This window comes from Georhizobium sp. MAB10 (genome assembly GCF_045012825.1).
In the GTDB taxonomy this organism is placed as follows: domain Bacteria; phylum Pseudomonadota; class Alphaproteobacteria; order Rhizobiales; family Rhizobiaceae; genus Georhizobium; species Georhizobium profundi.
The window spans coordinates 2,955,930-2,971,054 of the sequence record NZ_CP118314.1 but is presented as its reverse complement, the minus strand read 5'-3'; the positions used below and the strand labels follow the sequence as shown (position 1 = coordinate 2,971,054).

13 protein-coding genes are annotated in these 15,125 nt (G+C 62.3%); 7 read left to right on the top strand and 6 right to left on the bottom strand.

Translation table 11 applies throughout. The features are described 5' to 3' along the window. Nucleotides 1–28: 28 nt before the first annotated feature. Entirely contained in the window at nt 29–2,272 is a 2,244-nt protein-coding gene (locus PU133_RS14210) for an RNA degradosome polyphosphate kinase (RefSeq protein ID WP_404862216.1), read from the top strand. A gap of 8 nt (nt 2,273–2,280) precedes the next feature. After that, entirely contained in the window at nt 2,281–3,801 is a 1,521-nt protein-coding gene (gene ppx, locus PU133_RS14205; RefSeq protein WP_404862215.1) for an exopolyphosphatase, read from the top strand. A 123-nt stretch (nt 3,802–3,924) separates the two neighbouring features. Here ppx and PU133_RS14200 read toward each other — a convergent pair whose 3' ends face one another. Both PU133_RS14200 and rnd read right to left on the bottom strand, forming a co-directional pair. Next, nucleotides 3,925–4,164 carry an amino acid transporter gene (locus PU133_RS14200; RefSeq protein ID WP_404862214.1) on the bottom strand — a complete coding sequence of 80 codons (240 nt, stop codon included), beginning with the start codon at nt 4,162–4,164 and terminating at the stop codon, nt 3,925–3,927. 12 nt (nt 4,165–4,176) lie between these two features. Further along, entirely contained in the window at nt 4,177–5,331 is a 1,155-nt protein-coding gene (gene rnd / locus PU133_RS14195; RefSeq protein WP_404862213.1) for a ribonuclease D, read from the bottom strand. A 195-nt stretch (nt 5,332–5,526) separates the two neighbouring features. Between rnd and aspS the strand changes: the two genes are divergently transcribed. Both aspS and PU133_RS14185 read left to right on the top strand, forming a co-directional pair. Then, a complete protein-coding gene (aspS, locus tag PU133_RS14190) occupies nt 5,527–7,317 on the top strand; it encodes an aspartate--tRNA ligase (protein WP_404862212.1) in 1,791 nt (596 codons plus the stop codon). Between the two features lie 5 nt (nt 7,318–7,322). Beyond that, nucleotides 7,323–7,994, top strand: coding sequence for a hypothetical protein (locus PU133_RS14185; RefSeq protein ID WP_404862211.1), 672 nt, complete (start codon nt 7,323–7,325; stop codon nt 7,992–7,994). Here PU133_RS14185 and PU133_RS14180 read toward each other — a convergent pair. Further along, a complete protein-coding gene (locus PU133_RS14180; RefSeq protein ID WP_404862210.1) occupies nt 7,948–9,129 on the bottom strand; it encodes a hypothetical protein in 1,182 nt (393 codons plus the stop codon). The two genes, PU133_RS14185 and PU133_RS14180, sit on opposite strands and share 47 nt — an antisense overlap. 179 nt (nt 9,130–9,308) lie before the next feature. Here PU133_RS14180 and parC point away from each other — a divergent pair, with 179 nt between their 5' ends. Together parC and PU133_RS14170 are read left to right on the top strand one after the other, a co-directional pair. Further along, entirely contained in the window at nt 9,309–11,558 is a 2,250-nt protein-coding gene (gene parC, locus PU133_RS14175; RefSeq protein WP_404862209.1) for a DNA topoisomerase IV subunit A, read from the top strand. Nucleotides 11,559–11,586: 28 nt separating this feature from the next. Beyond that, a complete protein-coding gene (locus tag PU133_RS14170; RefSeq protein ID WP_404862208.1) occupies nt 11,587–11,946 on the top strand; it encodes an MliC family protein in 360 nt (119 codons plus the stop codon). A 27-nt stretch (nt 11,947–11,973) separates the two neighbouring features. Here PU133_RS14170 and PU133_RS14165 read toward each other — a convergent pair whose 3' ends face one another. From PU133_RS14165 to hemB, 3 genes are all read right to left on the bottom strand, one after another. Continuing rightward, a complete protein-coding gene (locus PU133_RS14165; protein ID WP_126010737.1) occupies nt 11,974–12,729 on the bottom strand; it encodes an arginyltransferase in 756 nt (251 codons plus the stop codon). A 175-nt stretch (nt 12,730–12,904) separates the two neighbouring features. Continuing rightward, nucleotides 12,905–13,390: an RDD family protein gene (locus tag PU133_RS14160; RefSeq protein WP_404862207.1), complete on the bottom strand. Its 486-nt coding sequence runs from the start codon at nt 13,388–13,390 to the stop codon at nt 12,905–12,907. Between the two features lie 88 nt (nt 13,391–13,478). Further along, nucleotides 13,479–14,525 (bottom strand): porphobilinogen synthase, encoded by a 1,047-nt coding sequence (gene hemB, locus PU133_RS14155; RefSeq protein WP_404862206.1) that lies wholly within the window; start codon nt 14,523–14,525, stop codon nt 13,479–13,481. A gap of 89 nt (nt 14,526–14,614) precedes the next feature. On the opposite strand from hemB, the gene PU133_RS14150 reads away from it, so the two are divergent. Further along, entirely contained in the window at nt 14,615–15,124 is a 510-nt protein-coding gene (locus PU133_RS14150; protein WP_404862205.1) for a DUF6163 family protein, read from the top strand. The last annotated feature ends 1 nt before the right edge of the window (nt 15,125 follow it).

Sequence of the window (15,125 nt, the reverse complement as noted above, 5' to 3'; positions counted from 1 at the left end):
CCGGAGAGGCCGGAACCGAAGAAAGTTGATGTGCATGACCGACAAACAGGACAACGCTGCAATAGCAGAGCCACTGGCCGTTGAGGCTCCGAAGCGCGAGCGGGATGAGGCGCCCGTGACAAGCCTGGATCCCGAGCTTTTCGAAAGCCCCAGCCGGTTCGTCAATCGCGAGTTCTCCTGGCTCCAGTTCAATCGCCGCGTCCTGCTGGAAACCAAAAATCTTGCCCATCCGCTTCTGGAGCGTGTGCGATTTCTCTCGATTTCCGCCGCCAATCTGGACGAGTTCTTCATGGTGCGCGTGGCCGGTCTGGAGGGCCAGGTTCGTGAAGGGATCGGCAACCGTTCGCCCGATGGCCTGACGCCGCCCGAGCAGCTCGACATGATCCTGGCGGAAGTCGGCAAGCTGCAGATGGAGCAGCAGGCTTCGCTCGCCGATCTGCAAAACTATCTGGCGAAGGAAGACATCCACATCGTTCGCCCGGATCGGCTGGAGCCCGATGACAGGCCTTGGCTCGAAGACGAGTTCCTCCGCTCGATCTTCCCGGTTCTGACGCCGCTGTCGATCGATCCGGCGCATCCTTTCCCGTTCATTCCCAATCTTGGCTTCTCGATCGGTTTGCAGTTGGTGAGCAAGACCGGCCGCGATCCCATGACGGCGTTGCTGCGTATCCCGACGGCGCTTGATCGATTCATCCGCTTGCCGGATCAGGGCACGCGCATCCGTTACATCACCATGGAAGATGTGATCGGCCTCTTCATCGGCCGGCTCTTCCCCGGCTACGAGGTCAAAGGCTCCGGCACGTTCCGCATCATCCGCGACAGCGATATCGAAGTGGAGGAAGAGGCCGAAGATCTTGTTCGGCTTTTCGAAAGCGCGCTGAAGCGGCGTCGCCGTGGCTCGGTCATCCGCATCGAGTTCGACAGCGACATGCCGCGATCCCTGCGCCAGTTTGTCATCGACGAACTGAACGTTCCGGAAAACCGGGTCGCGCTCCTGCCGGGCTTTCTTGCGCTGAACACCATTTCGGAGATCGTGAAGGCGCCGCGCGACGATCTGCGTTTCGAACCGTACAATGCCCGCTTCCCAGAACGCGTGCGCGACCATGCCGGCGACTGCCTGGCAGCGATCCGCGAGAAGGATCTGGTCATCCACCACCCTTACGAATCGTTCGACGTCGTTGCCCAGTTCCTGTTCCAGGCCGCTCGTGACCCGAACGTTCTTGCAATTAAGCAAACGCTCTACCGGACGTCGAACGACAGTCCGATCGTGCGCGCCTTGATCGACGCTGCCGATGCCGGAAAGTCGGTGACGGCGCTTGTCGAACTGAAAGCACGTTTCGACGAGGAGGCGAATATTCGCTGGGCCCGAGATCTGGAGCGCGCCGGCGTTCAGGTGGTCTTCGGCTTCATCGAACTAAAGACGCACGCCAAGATGTCGCTGGTCGTGCGCCGCGAGGAGAAGGGGCTGGTCAGCTACTGCCATCTCGGCACCGGCAACTATCACCCGGTCACGGCCAAAATTTATACGGACCTGTCCTTCTTCACCTGCAACCCGGCGATCGCCAAGGACGTCGCGAATGTCTTCAATTTCATCACCGGCTATGGTGAGCCGGAGGGTGACATGAAGCTCGCGGTTTCGCCGCTGACGCTGCGCCAGCGCATTTTGAGCCACATCGAAGGCGAGATCGCTCACGCAAGTGCTGGAAGACCGGCTGCCATCTGGATGAAGATGAACGCGCTCGTCGATCCGGAGATCATCGACGCGCTTTACCGGGCGAGCCAGACTGGCGTTGAAGTCGATCTGGTGATCCGCGGCATCTGCTGCCTGCGCCCGGGCGTGCCTGGCTTGTCCGAACGCATCCGCGTGAAATCGATCATCGGACGCTTCCTGGAGCACAGCCGCATCTTCTGTTTCGGCAATGGCGATGGCCTGCCGTCGGAACGCGCACTCGTCTATATCGGATCGGCAGACATGATGCCGCGCAATCTGGATCGGCGCGTCGAGACGCTCGTGCCGTTGACGAACAAGACCGTGCATGAACAGGTTCTGTCACAAATTATGCTCGGCAACCTTATTGATAACCAGCAGAGCTACAAGATATTGGAGGATGGGACGTCCAGCCGACAGGAGGCGCGTCCCGGCGAAGAGCCGTTCAATGCGCAGGTCTATTTCATGACGAACCCCAGCCTGTCCGGCCGAGGAGAAGCCCTGAACTCCAGCGCCCCGAAGCTGATAGCCGGTTGGATTTCCGGCAAGAAAAGCAGAAGCTAAAATATTGCATGGTTGAATCCGAAGCGCGTGGCCGTTTGCCCGGCATTCACCCGATATCGGTCATCGATATCGGGTCGAACTCTGTGCGTCTGGTTGTTTACGAAGGTCTTAGCCGCTCACCGACCGTCCTCTTCAACGAGAAGGTTCTCTGCGGGTTGGGTCGAGGCTTGGCTGAAACCGGCCGGATGGAAGAGACCGGTGTTGAGCGGGCGATTTATGCGCTGCGCCGCTTTCGCGCCCTATCGGATCAGGCACGCGCGACCCGCATGCATGTGCTGGCGACTGCCGCTGCCCGCGAGGCTGAAAACGGACCGGAATTCGTCAAGCGCGCCGAAGCGACGCTCGGCACCTCGATCCGCATCCTGACGGGCGAGGAAGAAGCGCTTTTCTCTGCATACGGCATCATTTCCGGCTTCCATGCGCCGGACGGCATCGCCGGCGATCTTGGCGGCGGTTCGCTGGAACTCGTCGACATCGTCGGCAACGAGATCAGCCGCGGCATGACTCTGCCGCTCGGCGGGCTGCGGCTCGCCGATACCGCGCACAGCAATCTCGATGAAGCGGCCGCGATCGCAAAGCAGCAGATCGCGCGGGCGGATATGCTGACAGCCGGCCGCGACCGCACCTTCTACTGCGTTGGCGGCACGTGGCGAAACATTGCTCGTCTCCACATGGAAGCCACCGGTTACCCTCTGCACATGATGCAGAATTACGAGATCCCGTACGACACCGCGATGGCATTCCTGGACGCCATCGTTTCCGGCAAGCTTGCCAAGGATGATGCGATGCGGGTGGTCTCCAAGAGCCGCCGCGCGCTGCTGCCCTACGGCGCCGTGACGCTCAAGGAAACGATCGAGCGGATGAAGCCGAAGACGGTCTGCTTCTCGGCTCTGGGCGTGCGGGAAGGGTATCTCTTTTCCCTGCTGAGCGAAGAGGAGAGGGCCCGGGATCCGCTGCTCACCGCTGCCCATGAACTCGCCGTGCTTCGCGCGCGTTCGCCCGAACATGCCCGCGAGCTTGCCGACTGGACGGGCGAGATCTTTTCGGTATTCGGCGTGGAAGAAACGCCGGAAGAAAGCCGTTACCGGCAGGCGGCCTGCCTCATGGCCGACATTTCCTGGCGCGCCCATCCCGATTACCGCGGCCTGCAGGCGCTCAACATCATCGCCCACGGCTCCTTCACCGGCATCACCCATGCCGGCCGGGCCTATATCGCGCTCGCCAACTATTACCGCTTCGAAGGTCTGAACGACGACGGCGCAACGAGCCCGCTAGCCGCAATCGCGACTCCCCGGCTGCTGGAATGCGCCAAACTGCTTGGCGGCCTGCTGCGCGTGCTTTACCTCTTTTCCGCGTCGATGCCGGGCGCGGTTCGGCGTCTATCGGTCGAAAAGGGGGAAGGCGAAAACGCACTCGTCTTCGTGGTACCGGCCGATATGGCACGCTTCGAAGGCGAGAGGCTCGAAGGCCGGCTGCAGCAGCTCGCCAAACTCACCGGCCGCGATCTGAGCTTCCGGTTCTGTCACTGAGAAAGAAAAGCGGAGCTGATCAGTTTGTCTTGCGATCGCTGAGTGCCGTCAAGAAATAGACGATGACGCCACAAGCGAGAAACATCGCCGGCACACCGAATGCGATATAAAGTTCCAGACCGGTCACGATCTCAACCTTCCGAGCACCTTCCGTGCCATAAAATGTAGGGCAACGCTGAATCCAAAACAAGCTGCGCTGGTGGTCGTCAGCCACTCCGGCGAGGGCGTCGACACCGTTGCGGCGAGGTAGGAGATGGTCGGGGCAAAGCCTCCGACGGCCATCAAGGCGATCGCAACGCCATTCAGCCACGTCGCCGTCAGCTTCGTGCGCTCATTGTGAATGGTGGTCGCGACATCGCTCACGCCGGTGCGCCTTTAGCCGATGTCGAGTGTGTCCACGCGCTTTTCGTTGAAACGCAGCGCCAGGCGGCCGTTGATCAGGTCCAGAGCCTTGTCGCCGAACATTTCGCGCCGCCAGCCGTGAAGTGCCGGCACGTCTGCATCCTCGCCATTGGTCGCGATCTGCTCCAGATCGTCGGCATTCGCGATGATCTTGGGTGCGACGCCTTCGCGTTCCGTGATGAGCTTCAGGAGCACCTTCAGGAGTTCGGTTGCCGCACCGGCACCCTCGGGCGCGGCGCGCGAACGCTCCAGGCGGGGCATGTCATCCTTTGGGATCGACAGTGCCTCGTTGACGGCCGTGATCACCGCCTGACCAGCCTGAGAGCGTTCCCAGCCGCGCTGGATGGTGCGCAGTCGCGACAAGGCTTCGGTATCCTTCGGCGCCTGCTGCGCAATCTCGTATATGGCGTCGTCCTTGAGCACCCGGCCGCGCGGAACGTCGCGGGCACGCGCCTCGCGCTCGCGCCATGCGGCAACGGTCTGCAGGATTGCGAGTTCGCGAGGCTTCTTCACCCGCATGCGCAGCCGCTTCCAGGCGTCGTCGGGATGTAGATCGTAGGTCTCGCGCGATTCCAGAACGTCCATCTCTTCCTTGAGCCAGTGTGTGCGGCCTTCGCGCTCCAACTCGGCTTTCAGATGCATATAGACGTCTCGCAGATGAGTGACGTCGGCCAGCGCATATTCGAGTTGTGTATCCGATAGCGGTCTGCGGCTCCAGTCGGTGAAGCGCGACGTCTTGTCGATGCGCCCGCCGGTGATGCGCGCCACCAGCTGGTCGTAAGAGATCGAATCGCCGAACCCGCACACCATCGCCGCGATCTGTGTGTCGAAGATCGGGTGGGGAATGAGATCGCCCAAGTGAAAAATGATCTCGATGTCCTGGCGCGCCGCGTGAAAGACCTTCGTGATCTTCGTATCGGCCATCAGTTTGAAGAACGGGCTGAGGTCGATACCGCTCGCCAACGGGTCGACGATGACGGCGAGGTCCGGCGATGCCATCTGGATGAGGCAAAGCTGCGGCCAGAACGTCGTTTCGCGAAGAAACTCCGTGTCGATCGTCACGAACTCGGAAGTGGAGAGCCTGTCGCAGGCGGCCGCAAGGGCGTCGGTCGATGTAATGATGTCCATGAATGCTCTATATAAGAGGGGTGAGCTATTGCAAACGGCTCGCCGCAGCCCAAGTGCTTGCCCGCGCCAATCCTTGACAAACCGGCCTTGCCATGCGCTTGTCCGGCGCGAATTTCAGGGGCGGCGGCCGCCATTCGGACAAGGCCGCATAAGCGCTCCCAAACCATGTCCAAGCAAGAATCCCGGGATCAATTGATGCACCGTTATCGCAGCCATACCTGCGCCGCCCTCCGCAAGGCCAACGTGGACGAAACCGTCCGCCTCTCGGGCTGGGTCCACCGTGTGCGTGACCATGGCGGCGTGCTCTTCCTCGATTTGCGCGACCATTACGGCATCACGCAGGTCGTCGCCGATCCTGATTCCCCGGCGTTCAAGGATGCCGAAAAGGTTCGCGGCGAGTGGGTCATCCGCATCGACGGCAGGGTCAAGGCACGCACCCAGGAAACCGTCAACGCCAAGATGCCGACGGGCGAAATCGAGATCTACGCCACCGAGATCGAAGTGCTGTCCGCATCCAAGGAACTGCCGCTGCCGGTCTTCGGCGAGCCTGATTACCCGGAAGACGTGCGCCTGAAGTACCGCTTCCTCGATCTGCGCCGCGAGACGCTGCACAAGAACATCATGACCCGCACCCGGGTCATTGCCGCGATGCGTCGTCGCATGAACGAGATCGGCTTCACCGAATTTCAGACGCCGATCCTGACCGCATCGTCGCCGGAAGGCGCGCGCGACTTTCTCGTGCCGTCCCGCCTGCACCAGGGCGAGTTCTACGCGCTGCCGCAGGCGCCGCAGATCTACAAGCAGCTTCTGATGGTGTCGGGCTTCGACCGCTACTTCCAGATCGCGCCGTGCTTCCGTGATGAAGATCCGCGCGCCGATCGCTTCTATGGCGAATTCTACCAGCTCGACCTCGAAATGAGCTTCGTCGAACAGGACGAGATCCTCGGAACGATGGAGCCGGTCCTGCGCGGCATCTTCGAGGAATTCGCCGAGGGCAAGCCGGTTACGCCGAGCTTCCGGCGCATTCCTTACGATGAGTCCATCCGCACCTATGGTTCGGACAAGCCGGACCTGCGCAACCCGATCGAGATGCAGGACGTGTCCGAGCATTTCCGCGGCTCTGGCTTCAAGGTTTTCGCCAACATCCTCGCGGGCAGCGACAAGGCCGAAGTCTGGGCGATCCCAGCCAAGACCGGCGGCTCGCGCGCGTTCTGCGATCGCATGAATTCCTGGGCGCAGGGCGAAGGCCAGCCGGGCCTCGGCTACATCTTCTGGCGTGAGGAAGGCGGCAAGATCGAAGGTGCCGGCCCGATTGCCAAGAATATCGGCGAGGAGCGCACCGAAGCCATTCGCCAGCAGCTCGGCCTGGAGCCCGGCGATGCGTGTTTCTTCGCCGCCGGCGATCCGAAGAAGTTCTACAAATTCGCAGGTGCTGCCCGCGATCGCGCCGGCGAGGAACTCAACCTCATCGACCGCGAGCGCTTCGAGCTTTGCTGGATCGTCGACTTCCCCTTCTACGAGTGGAACGAGGACGAGAAGAAGATCGATTTCGCCCACAATCCGTTCTCGATGCCGCAAGGCGGCATGGAGGCGCTGGAAGGCTCCGACCCGCTCGGCATCAAGGCCTATCAATATGACCTGGTCTGCAACGGCTTCGAGATCGTCTCGGGCGGCCTGCGCAACCACAAGCCCGACCTGATGGTCAAGGCGTTCGAAATGGTCGGCCTGTCGAAGAACGATGTCGAGGAGCGCTTCGGCGGTCTCTACCGCGCTTTCCAGTACGGCGCACCGCCCCATGGCGGCATGGCGGCCGGCATCGATCGTATCGTCATGCTCGTCTGCGGTGCGCGCAACCTGCGCGAAATCGCACTGTTCCCGATGAACCAGCAGGCGCAGGACCTTCTCATGGGCGCTCCGGCACCCGCCGAGAACAAGCAGCTCGTCGATCTCGGACTGCGCGTCATTCCGAAGAAGAAGGACGACTGATTCCGATGGCGGGCGAGGGCGCAACATCGTTGCCCCGCGTGCTCGTCACGAGCTTTTCCGTCTTTCCCAGCGCCCCGGTCAATCCGACCGAGGCGCTGGCACGTCTCCTGAGCTTTGATCCGCCGACCGAGCGCCTGGAAGCCTTCCAAGCGGAAATCTTGCCGGTGGAATATGCAGGCCTTGCCGACCGGCTTTCCGCGATCGGCCGCGCATTTCGTCCAGACATCGTCATTCAGTTCGGCCTCGCCCGGCGCGCGATCGGTTTTCGGCTGGAGGGGCTTGCCCGCAACAGCCTTAAGCATGCGCGGCCCGACAATCAGGGCCATCTTCCGGTGAGCGAGCGGATCTGCGATGGGCCGGAAAGCTGGCCCTCGACGCTGCCTCTACAGGCCATCATCGAAGATCTTCAGGCCGAGGGCCTGCCGGTCGAATGGTCGGACGATGCCGGTGACTATCTCTGCAACATGGCGTTCGCGCTCGCCCGTTCAGGCACCTGCGAGGGGCTGCAAGCCGGCATGACCGGTTTCGTCCACGTGCCGCCTCTGCCGGAGGATGCGCTAGAAGGCGAGCTGCCGATGAGTGCCGCGGATCTCGAACGTGGCGCACGGCTGATCATCGCCCGTTGCGTAGCTACCTGGACGGAAGCGGATCGCTCAGATCGAAATTCGAAACGCTGAGATTGAGCAGGTCGGGCAGGGCCTGGGGAAACATCATTGAAGCCGCCGCGATCTGCATCACGGGCACCGGTTGAGCCGGCGCTGCCTTGATCTCGAACGTGTCCGGCTCGATCAGGAAGGCATTTGCGACCTCGAGGATTTCGGCCTGCAGGCGCGGGTGGCCGAGACGCGCCACGGCAAGCGGCAGCATCATGCGCGAGACGCTGGTCATCTCTGCCGCGTTCAGTCCCTGGGTGCTGCCCGTATAGGCGAGGATACGGCCCGTCAGGCCCGTATCCAGAAAGCGGATGGAGCCGTTGGAGAGCACGGCCGACCCCATCGCATCTGCCAGCGCTGCGCGTGCCTGGGCCTCGTTTCGCATGGTCTCGCCACCGCGCATCATCGCCCAGGGCGCAGTGTCGAGCGCTTCCATCTCGAAGCTGAAGGTCAGGATCCCCATCTCGTCCAGCATCAGGCTGAGATCGGGAACGGCGAGTGCGCCCGTCGTTTCGTTCCAGTTGCTCGTCAGATGCATGGAGCCTGTCAGCGTATCGTAGCCCATGGCCTTCATCGCGGACACCGCGGACGGATGGCCAGCCATCTCGGCGGGTATCTCGATCCCACTTGCTTCCACCGAAGTCTCGATCGCGCCGCCGGCGGATGGAGTGACCTCAAGCGACGTCGACACGGCTGAAAAGACGGTCACGCCGTCCATGACGAGATTGACCGGTCCGGTCATCGCCTGGTCGTAGGAGGCCCGCCGACCGGCATCGGCAAACAGGTCGACACCGCTCACCATGATGTCCTCGACCGTCACCCGGCCGCCAGTCTGGCTGACTTGAAGCGTCGGTATGAGGATCTGCGCCACATTGAAATCGCCGGCCGCACTGCGGGACACGCCGTCGAAGATGACCGTGTCTATCGGCACCGGCTGGCCGCCTTCGGGCGATACCATCACGTCGGAAAATGTCAGTCGCTCGCCGTCGAGATCGACACGTTCGTAGCTGAACGTGCCATTTTCGATCGCGACCGAGTTGAGCATGCGGTCGAGAAGCGCATCGGCCACGCCATCCTGGGCAAGCGCTCCGTCCGACAGAACCACGCATCCACAGGCGACCATGAAGGCAAGCGAAGTCACGGGCATTTTCGAAGCCATGCGTAGGTCTCTCTTGCAGCAGTCATGCGGGAGATTCGTGTCCTGTCCATCATGGCCGGATTATTGTCCTGATGAAGGCAGCGGGTCCAGAAGACATGCGTGTGGACAAGTCCCGTGACGCAAGCCCGGCGAAGGCTCCGCCTCTTTACGCTCGACACCCCAGGCGATAAGCCCGACGGATGGGTAAGGACCTTGGACCGCCGCGATCACCGGACGAGATCGAACCGATCGATCTGAAGAAGGCGCTCGAAGAGCGCTACCTTGCCTATGCGCTCTCGACAATCATGCATCGCGCGCTGCCCGACGTGCGCGATGGGCTGAAGCCGGTTCACCGCCGCATCATCTATGCGATGAGCGAGATGGGTCTGCGTTCGGCCGGATCCTTCCGTAAATGCGCGAAGATCGTCGGCGAGGTCATGGGTAACTTCCACCCCCATGGCGACCAGTCGATCTACGATGCGCTGGTGCGTCTGGCGCAGGATTTTGCCGTTCGCTATCCGTTGGTCAACGGCCAAGGCAATTTCGGCAATATCGACGGCGATAACGCAGCCGCCATGCGTTACACCGAATCGAAGATGACGGCCGCCGCCGAACTCATCCTCGAAGGCATCGACGAGGACGCCGTCGATTTTCGTACCACCTATGACGAGGAGAACAGCGAGCCGACCGTTCTGCCCGGCGCGTTCCCGAACCTGCTCGCCAACGGCTCCACCGGCATCGCCGTGGGCATGGCGACCTCGATCCCGCCGCACAATGCCGCCGAACTCTGCGACGCCGCGCTCCATTTGATCGAGCATCCCGATGCGTCGGTCGAGGCTCTGATGGAGTTCATTCCGGGACCCGACCTGCCGACCGGCGGCGTCATGGTGGAAAGCCGGGGTTCCATTCTGGAATCCTACCGCACCGGCCGCGGCGGCTTCCGCGTGCGGGCGCGCTGGGAGACCGAGGATACCGGCCGTGGCGGCTATCAGATCGTCGTCACGGAAATTCCGTACATGGTGCAGAAGGCACGGCTGATCGAAAAGATCGCCGAGCTTTTGAACGCCCGCAAATTGCCGCTGCTCGACGACGTGCGCGACGAATCCGCCGAAGACGTGCGCCTGGTCCTGATCCCCAAGAGCCGCACGGTCGATCCGCAGCTTCTGATGGAATCGCTCTTCCGCGTCACCGATCTCGAAAGCCGCATCCCGCTCAACATGAACGTTCTGAGCATGGGTCGCGTGCCGAAGGTCATGGCGCTGAACGAGGTGCTGTGGGAGTGGCTGGAGCACCGCAAGGACGTGCTGCAGCGGCGGTCGCGCCATCGCCTCGCTGCCATCGAGCGCCGGCTGGAAATCCTCGGCGGTCTTTTGATTGCCTATCTGAACCTCGACGAGGTGATCCGCATCATCCGCGAGGAGGACGAACCGAAAGAGGTGCTGATCGCGACCTTCACGCTGACCGAGCTTCAGGCCGAATCCATCCTCAACATGCGCCTGCGGCACTTGCGGCGCCTGGAAGAGATGGAAATCAGGCGCGAGTTCGATGAGCTCACCGAAGAGAAGGCCAAGATCGAAGGCCTGCTCTCGTCCGACGTCAAGCAGTGGCAGGCGGTGTCCTGGCAGGTGAAGGAGGTCAAGAAGACCTTCGGCAAGGACACCAAGCTCGGCCGCCGCCGCACGCAGTTCGCCGATGCGCCCGAGACGGATCTGGAAGCCATTCAGCAGGCGATGATCGAGAAGGAGCCGATCACGGTCGTCATCTCCGAAAAGGGATGGATCCGCGCGCTCAAAGGCCACATGTCCGATCTCTCGAGCCTCGCCTTCAAGGATGGCGACAAGCTGAAGACCGCGTTCCCGGCCCAGACGACCGACAAGATTATTCTGGTGACCACCGGCGGCAAGGCGTTCACGCTTGGCGCAGACAAGCTGCCGGGCGGACGCGGGCACGGCGAGCCGTTGCGCATCATGGTCGAGATGGACAACGACCAGGATATCGTCACGGCCTTCGTCTATGACGCGGCCGCCAAGATGATCATCGTCTCCGGCGAAGGAAACGGCTTCGTTGTCGCCGAAAGCGAGCTTGTCGCGAACACTCGCAAGGGCAAGCAGGTGATGAACGTCAAGCTGCCGGACGAGACGCGGATGGTCGTTCCAGTTTCGGGCGATAGCGTCGCCGTGATCGGCGAAAACCGCAAGCTCCTGGTGTTCCCGCTGGTTCAGATCCCCGAGATGAGCCGCGGCAAGGGCGTGCGCCTCCAGCGCTACAAGGATGGCGGCATCGCCGATCTCAAGTGCTTTGCAATGGCCGACGGTTTGAGCTGGGCCGATTCGGCCGGCCGGTCCTTCACGCGCAACCGGGAAGAGTTGACCGAATGGCTGGGCGACCGAGCCCAGGCCGGCCGCATCGCGCCGAAGGGTTTCCCGCGAAGCGGCAAGTTCACGGGCTGAGGCTCCGAGAGAGGGGACGAGTTCAAACATGGTCCGCTTCGCATCCACAGCCCTCGGCGTCACTTTACTGGCATTCGTGACGTCGGCGTTCGCCCAAGACCAGGCGCCTGCCTATGAAGGCGTTCTCACCACCTATGTCTGCGCCGACGGCGCGGAGATCGACATCGCCTATCTCAACATGGCGAGCGGGCTATCGCTTGCAGTCGTGCGCGCCGATGGCGTCATGCATGTGATGGAGACCATCATCAGCGGCTCCGGCGTGCGCTATGCGACGGCCGGCGAAGGCGAACGCTTCGTCTGGTGGTCCAAGGGCAATGAGGGAAGTCTTTACCGCGGCGACGATGGTGCTGAAGAGATCCGGCATCAGGACTGCGTCGGCAAGGACTAGGAGCGGCCTGCCAAAGCCCGCCTCAGATCAGGGCTTGCTGCAAAACCGTTCCCAGCCACGCGCGCCGAGATGTTCCTGGGGCAGGAACTTCGTCTTGTAATCCATCTTCCGAGAGCCGGCGACCCAGTAGCCGAGATAGACATGCGGCTGGCCGCGCTGGCGCGTGCGCGCGATGTGGTCGAGGATCATGAAGCTGCCGAGCGAGCGATCGCGGTGCTCGGGATCGTAGAAGGAATAGACCATCGACATGCCGTCGCCCATGACGTCTGACAGCGCCACGGCGATGAGCGGCCCCGTCGACTTGCCGGTGATGCGGCTGTCGGGGTCGGAGATCCGGTATTCGATGATCTTCGTCTCGACATGGCTATCTTCGACCATCATCGCATAATCGAGCACGGTCATGTCCGACATGCCGCCCTTGCGGTGCCGGGCGTCGAGGTAACCGCGAAAAAGCGAATATTGCTCGCTCGATGGTTCCGCCGGGTATTCGATCGCGATGAGGTCGGAGTTGCGTTGAAGCACACGGCGCATGGAGCGCGACGGCTGGAACTCATCGACGAGAATGCGGACGGAAATGCAGGCGCGGCACGTCTCGCAGGCGGGGCGATAAGCTATGTTCTGCGAGCGCCTGAAGCCGCCCTGCGTCAGCAGATCGTTGAGATCGCTTGCTTTCTCACCGACGAGATGCGTGAAGACCTTCCGCTCGAACTGGCCTTCGAGATAAGGGCAGGGCGAGGGGGCCGTCAGGAAAAACTGCGGAGATTGGACGGGATGGCTGGTCATCGCGCTCGATCGAAGATTCTTGCCCTCTTGATCCCCCATACCATGGCGCAAGCTGCGGAAACGTCAACTGGATCGTTGAAGACCGACCGCGTCGGCTGCACGCGGGAAGAAAAGGGGTGCAGTGCGCCCAGTATCGACGAGCCCGAGTGCGGGCTCGTCTTCTCATGTGAGTCGGTCAGCGCAGCGCGCTGGTGCGCAGCACGACGGTGCCGAGCAACATGTCGTGAACCAGTCGCTTGCGGTCGAGAAAGAGGCTTGCCAGCAGGATGAGCGGCGTGAGGATGACGTTGCCGGCCCAGAAGACCACGGCATGCACCATGGCCAGCATCGTATCGACCGGACGCCCGTCGGTGCGTGCGACCATGATGCCCATGAGCCGCATCCCGGGCGTCGCCTGGTTCGGCCCGCCCATGGTGAAGCCCACATAGGGCAGGGCGACGAGGGCGAAGAGCACGCCATAGAGCGCCCAGCCGAGGCCGAGCGTCAGAAGGCCGATGAAGAACACGATGACCGCGACTGGGATGCTGAGCAGAAGCACGATCGTGTAATCGATGCAGAAAGCCAGCATGCGCCGCGTGCGCACGCCTTCGTAGGAACGCCAGTCGTCCAGTGCGCCGGTCTGCAGCGGTACGGCTTCGTCAATCTGGGCCTGCGTCGTCATCGTCCAATCCGTCCTCGTTCTTGCCCCTGATCGGGCCGCACTGATGTGGGGAGGGCGGTCGCCTTATTCAACGAGGTGCGAAATCACGTCACCGCCGCGAAAGCAGCGTGGCAACCTCCGGTGCGAAATAGGTGAGGATGCCGTCGCAGCCGGCGCGCTTGAAGGCGAGCAGGCTTTCCAGCATCACCTTCTCGCCGTCGATCCAGCCATTGGCGGCGGCCGCCCGGATCATCGAATATTCGCCCGACACCTGGTAGGCGAAAGTCGGCATGGCGAAGGCGTCCTTCAGCCGCGCGATGATGTCGAGATAGGGTTGCCCCGGCTTCACCATCAGCATGTCGGCGCCTTCCTCGACGTCGAGCGCCGCTTCACGCACGGCCTCGTCGCTGTTGGCGGGGTCGATGTAATAGGTGCGCTTGTCGCCCTTCAGCAATCCGCCGGTGCCGATCGCCTCACGGTAAGGACCGTAATAGGCCGACGCGAATTTCGTCGCATAGGACATGATGCCGACATTCTGGTGCCCGGCTTCATCGAGCGCCCGGCGGATCGCGCCGATGCGTCCATCCATCATGTCGGATGGCGCGATGATGTCGGAACCGGCATCGGCCTGGATGACGGCCGCCTGTGCGATTTGTGAAACGGTGTCGTCGTTGAGGATCTGGCCATCCTTCAGGATGCCGTCATGGCCGTGGCTGGTGAAGGGATCGAGCGCCACGTCGGTGATGATCCCGATATGCGGCACGGCCTTCTTGATGGCCCGCGTCGCCTCGTTGATCAGATTGTCGCTCGCAAGGCTGTGCGAACCCGTCTCGTCGCGACGATCCATGGAAATGTTCGGAAAAGTGGCGAGCGCCGGAATGCCGAGATCGGCGGCGCGCTTGGCTTCTTCTACGGCCATGTCGACTGTCAGGCGTTCCACGCCCGGCATCGCGTCGATGCTTTCGCGACGGTTTTCGCCGGAGATCAGGAAGATCGGCCAGATCAGATCGTCCACCGTCAGCCGGTTCTCCTGCACAAGGCGGCGGGTCCAGTCGGCCTTGCGGTTGCGGCGCATGCGCCGATGGCCGGTGATCTCGTCGACCATGTTGGTGCCGGCCGGGTGACCTGTGCCGGGGGAGGTGACGTGCCTGTTCATGGCCGGCTCCTGCGTGCGTTTTTAAGCTTCTGGCAGCGGATGCTGCAGAAGGCCGGGCATAGCACAGCCGCAATCGCACCACTACCCGCATGGCATTGCGCCTTGAGCGTCTCGATGTCGCGTGGCACACACGGGCGACGATGAATGACGGAAATCAGACGATGCTGCTTGAGAGCGATGCGCGACCGAGGGAAACGCTGACGTTCCGGCTGTTCAACATCTTCCAGCGGCTGGTCGCGATCGGCGCGCTGGTGTCGGCTTTGCATTACTGGGCACTGTTGTCCGGCCTCTATGGCGGCGAACTTTGGCGCTTCGATCTGATGCCCGTCCATTGGCGGGTCGCTGCCACCGCGCTTGCGGTTCTGTTTCCCGTTGCAGCGGTCGGGCTATGGATGCCCGTATCCTGGGGGCCGGTCATCTGGTTCTGCGCCGCGGCTACCGAGATCGCTATGCATCTCGGCTTCCCATCGCTCTTCGGCCAGAACCTCGTGGTCGTCGTGCTGCACCTTGCGGTCATAGCGATCTATGCCGCGTTCCGGGGCGTGCTCTACGTTGAAAAGCTTCGCTCACGTCGACCGGTAAGGGTTGATTCACTCTGAC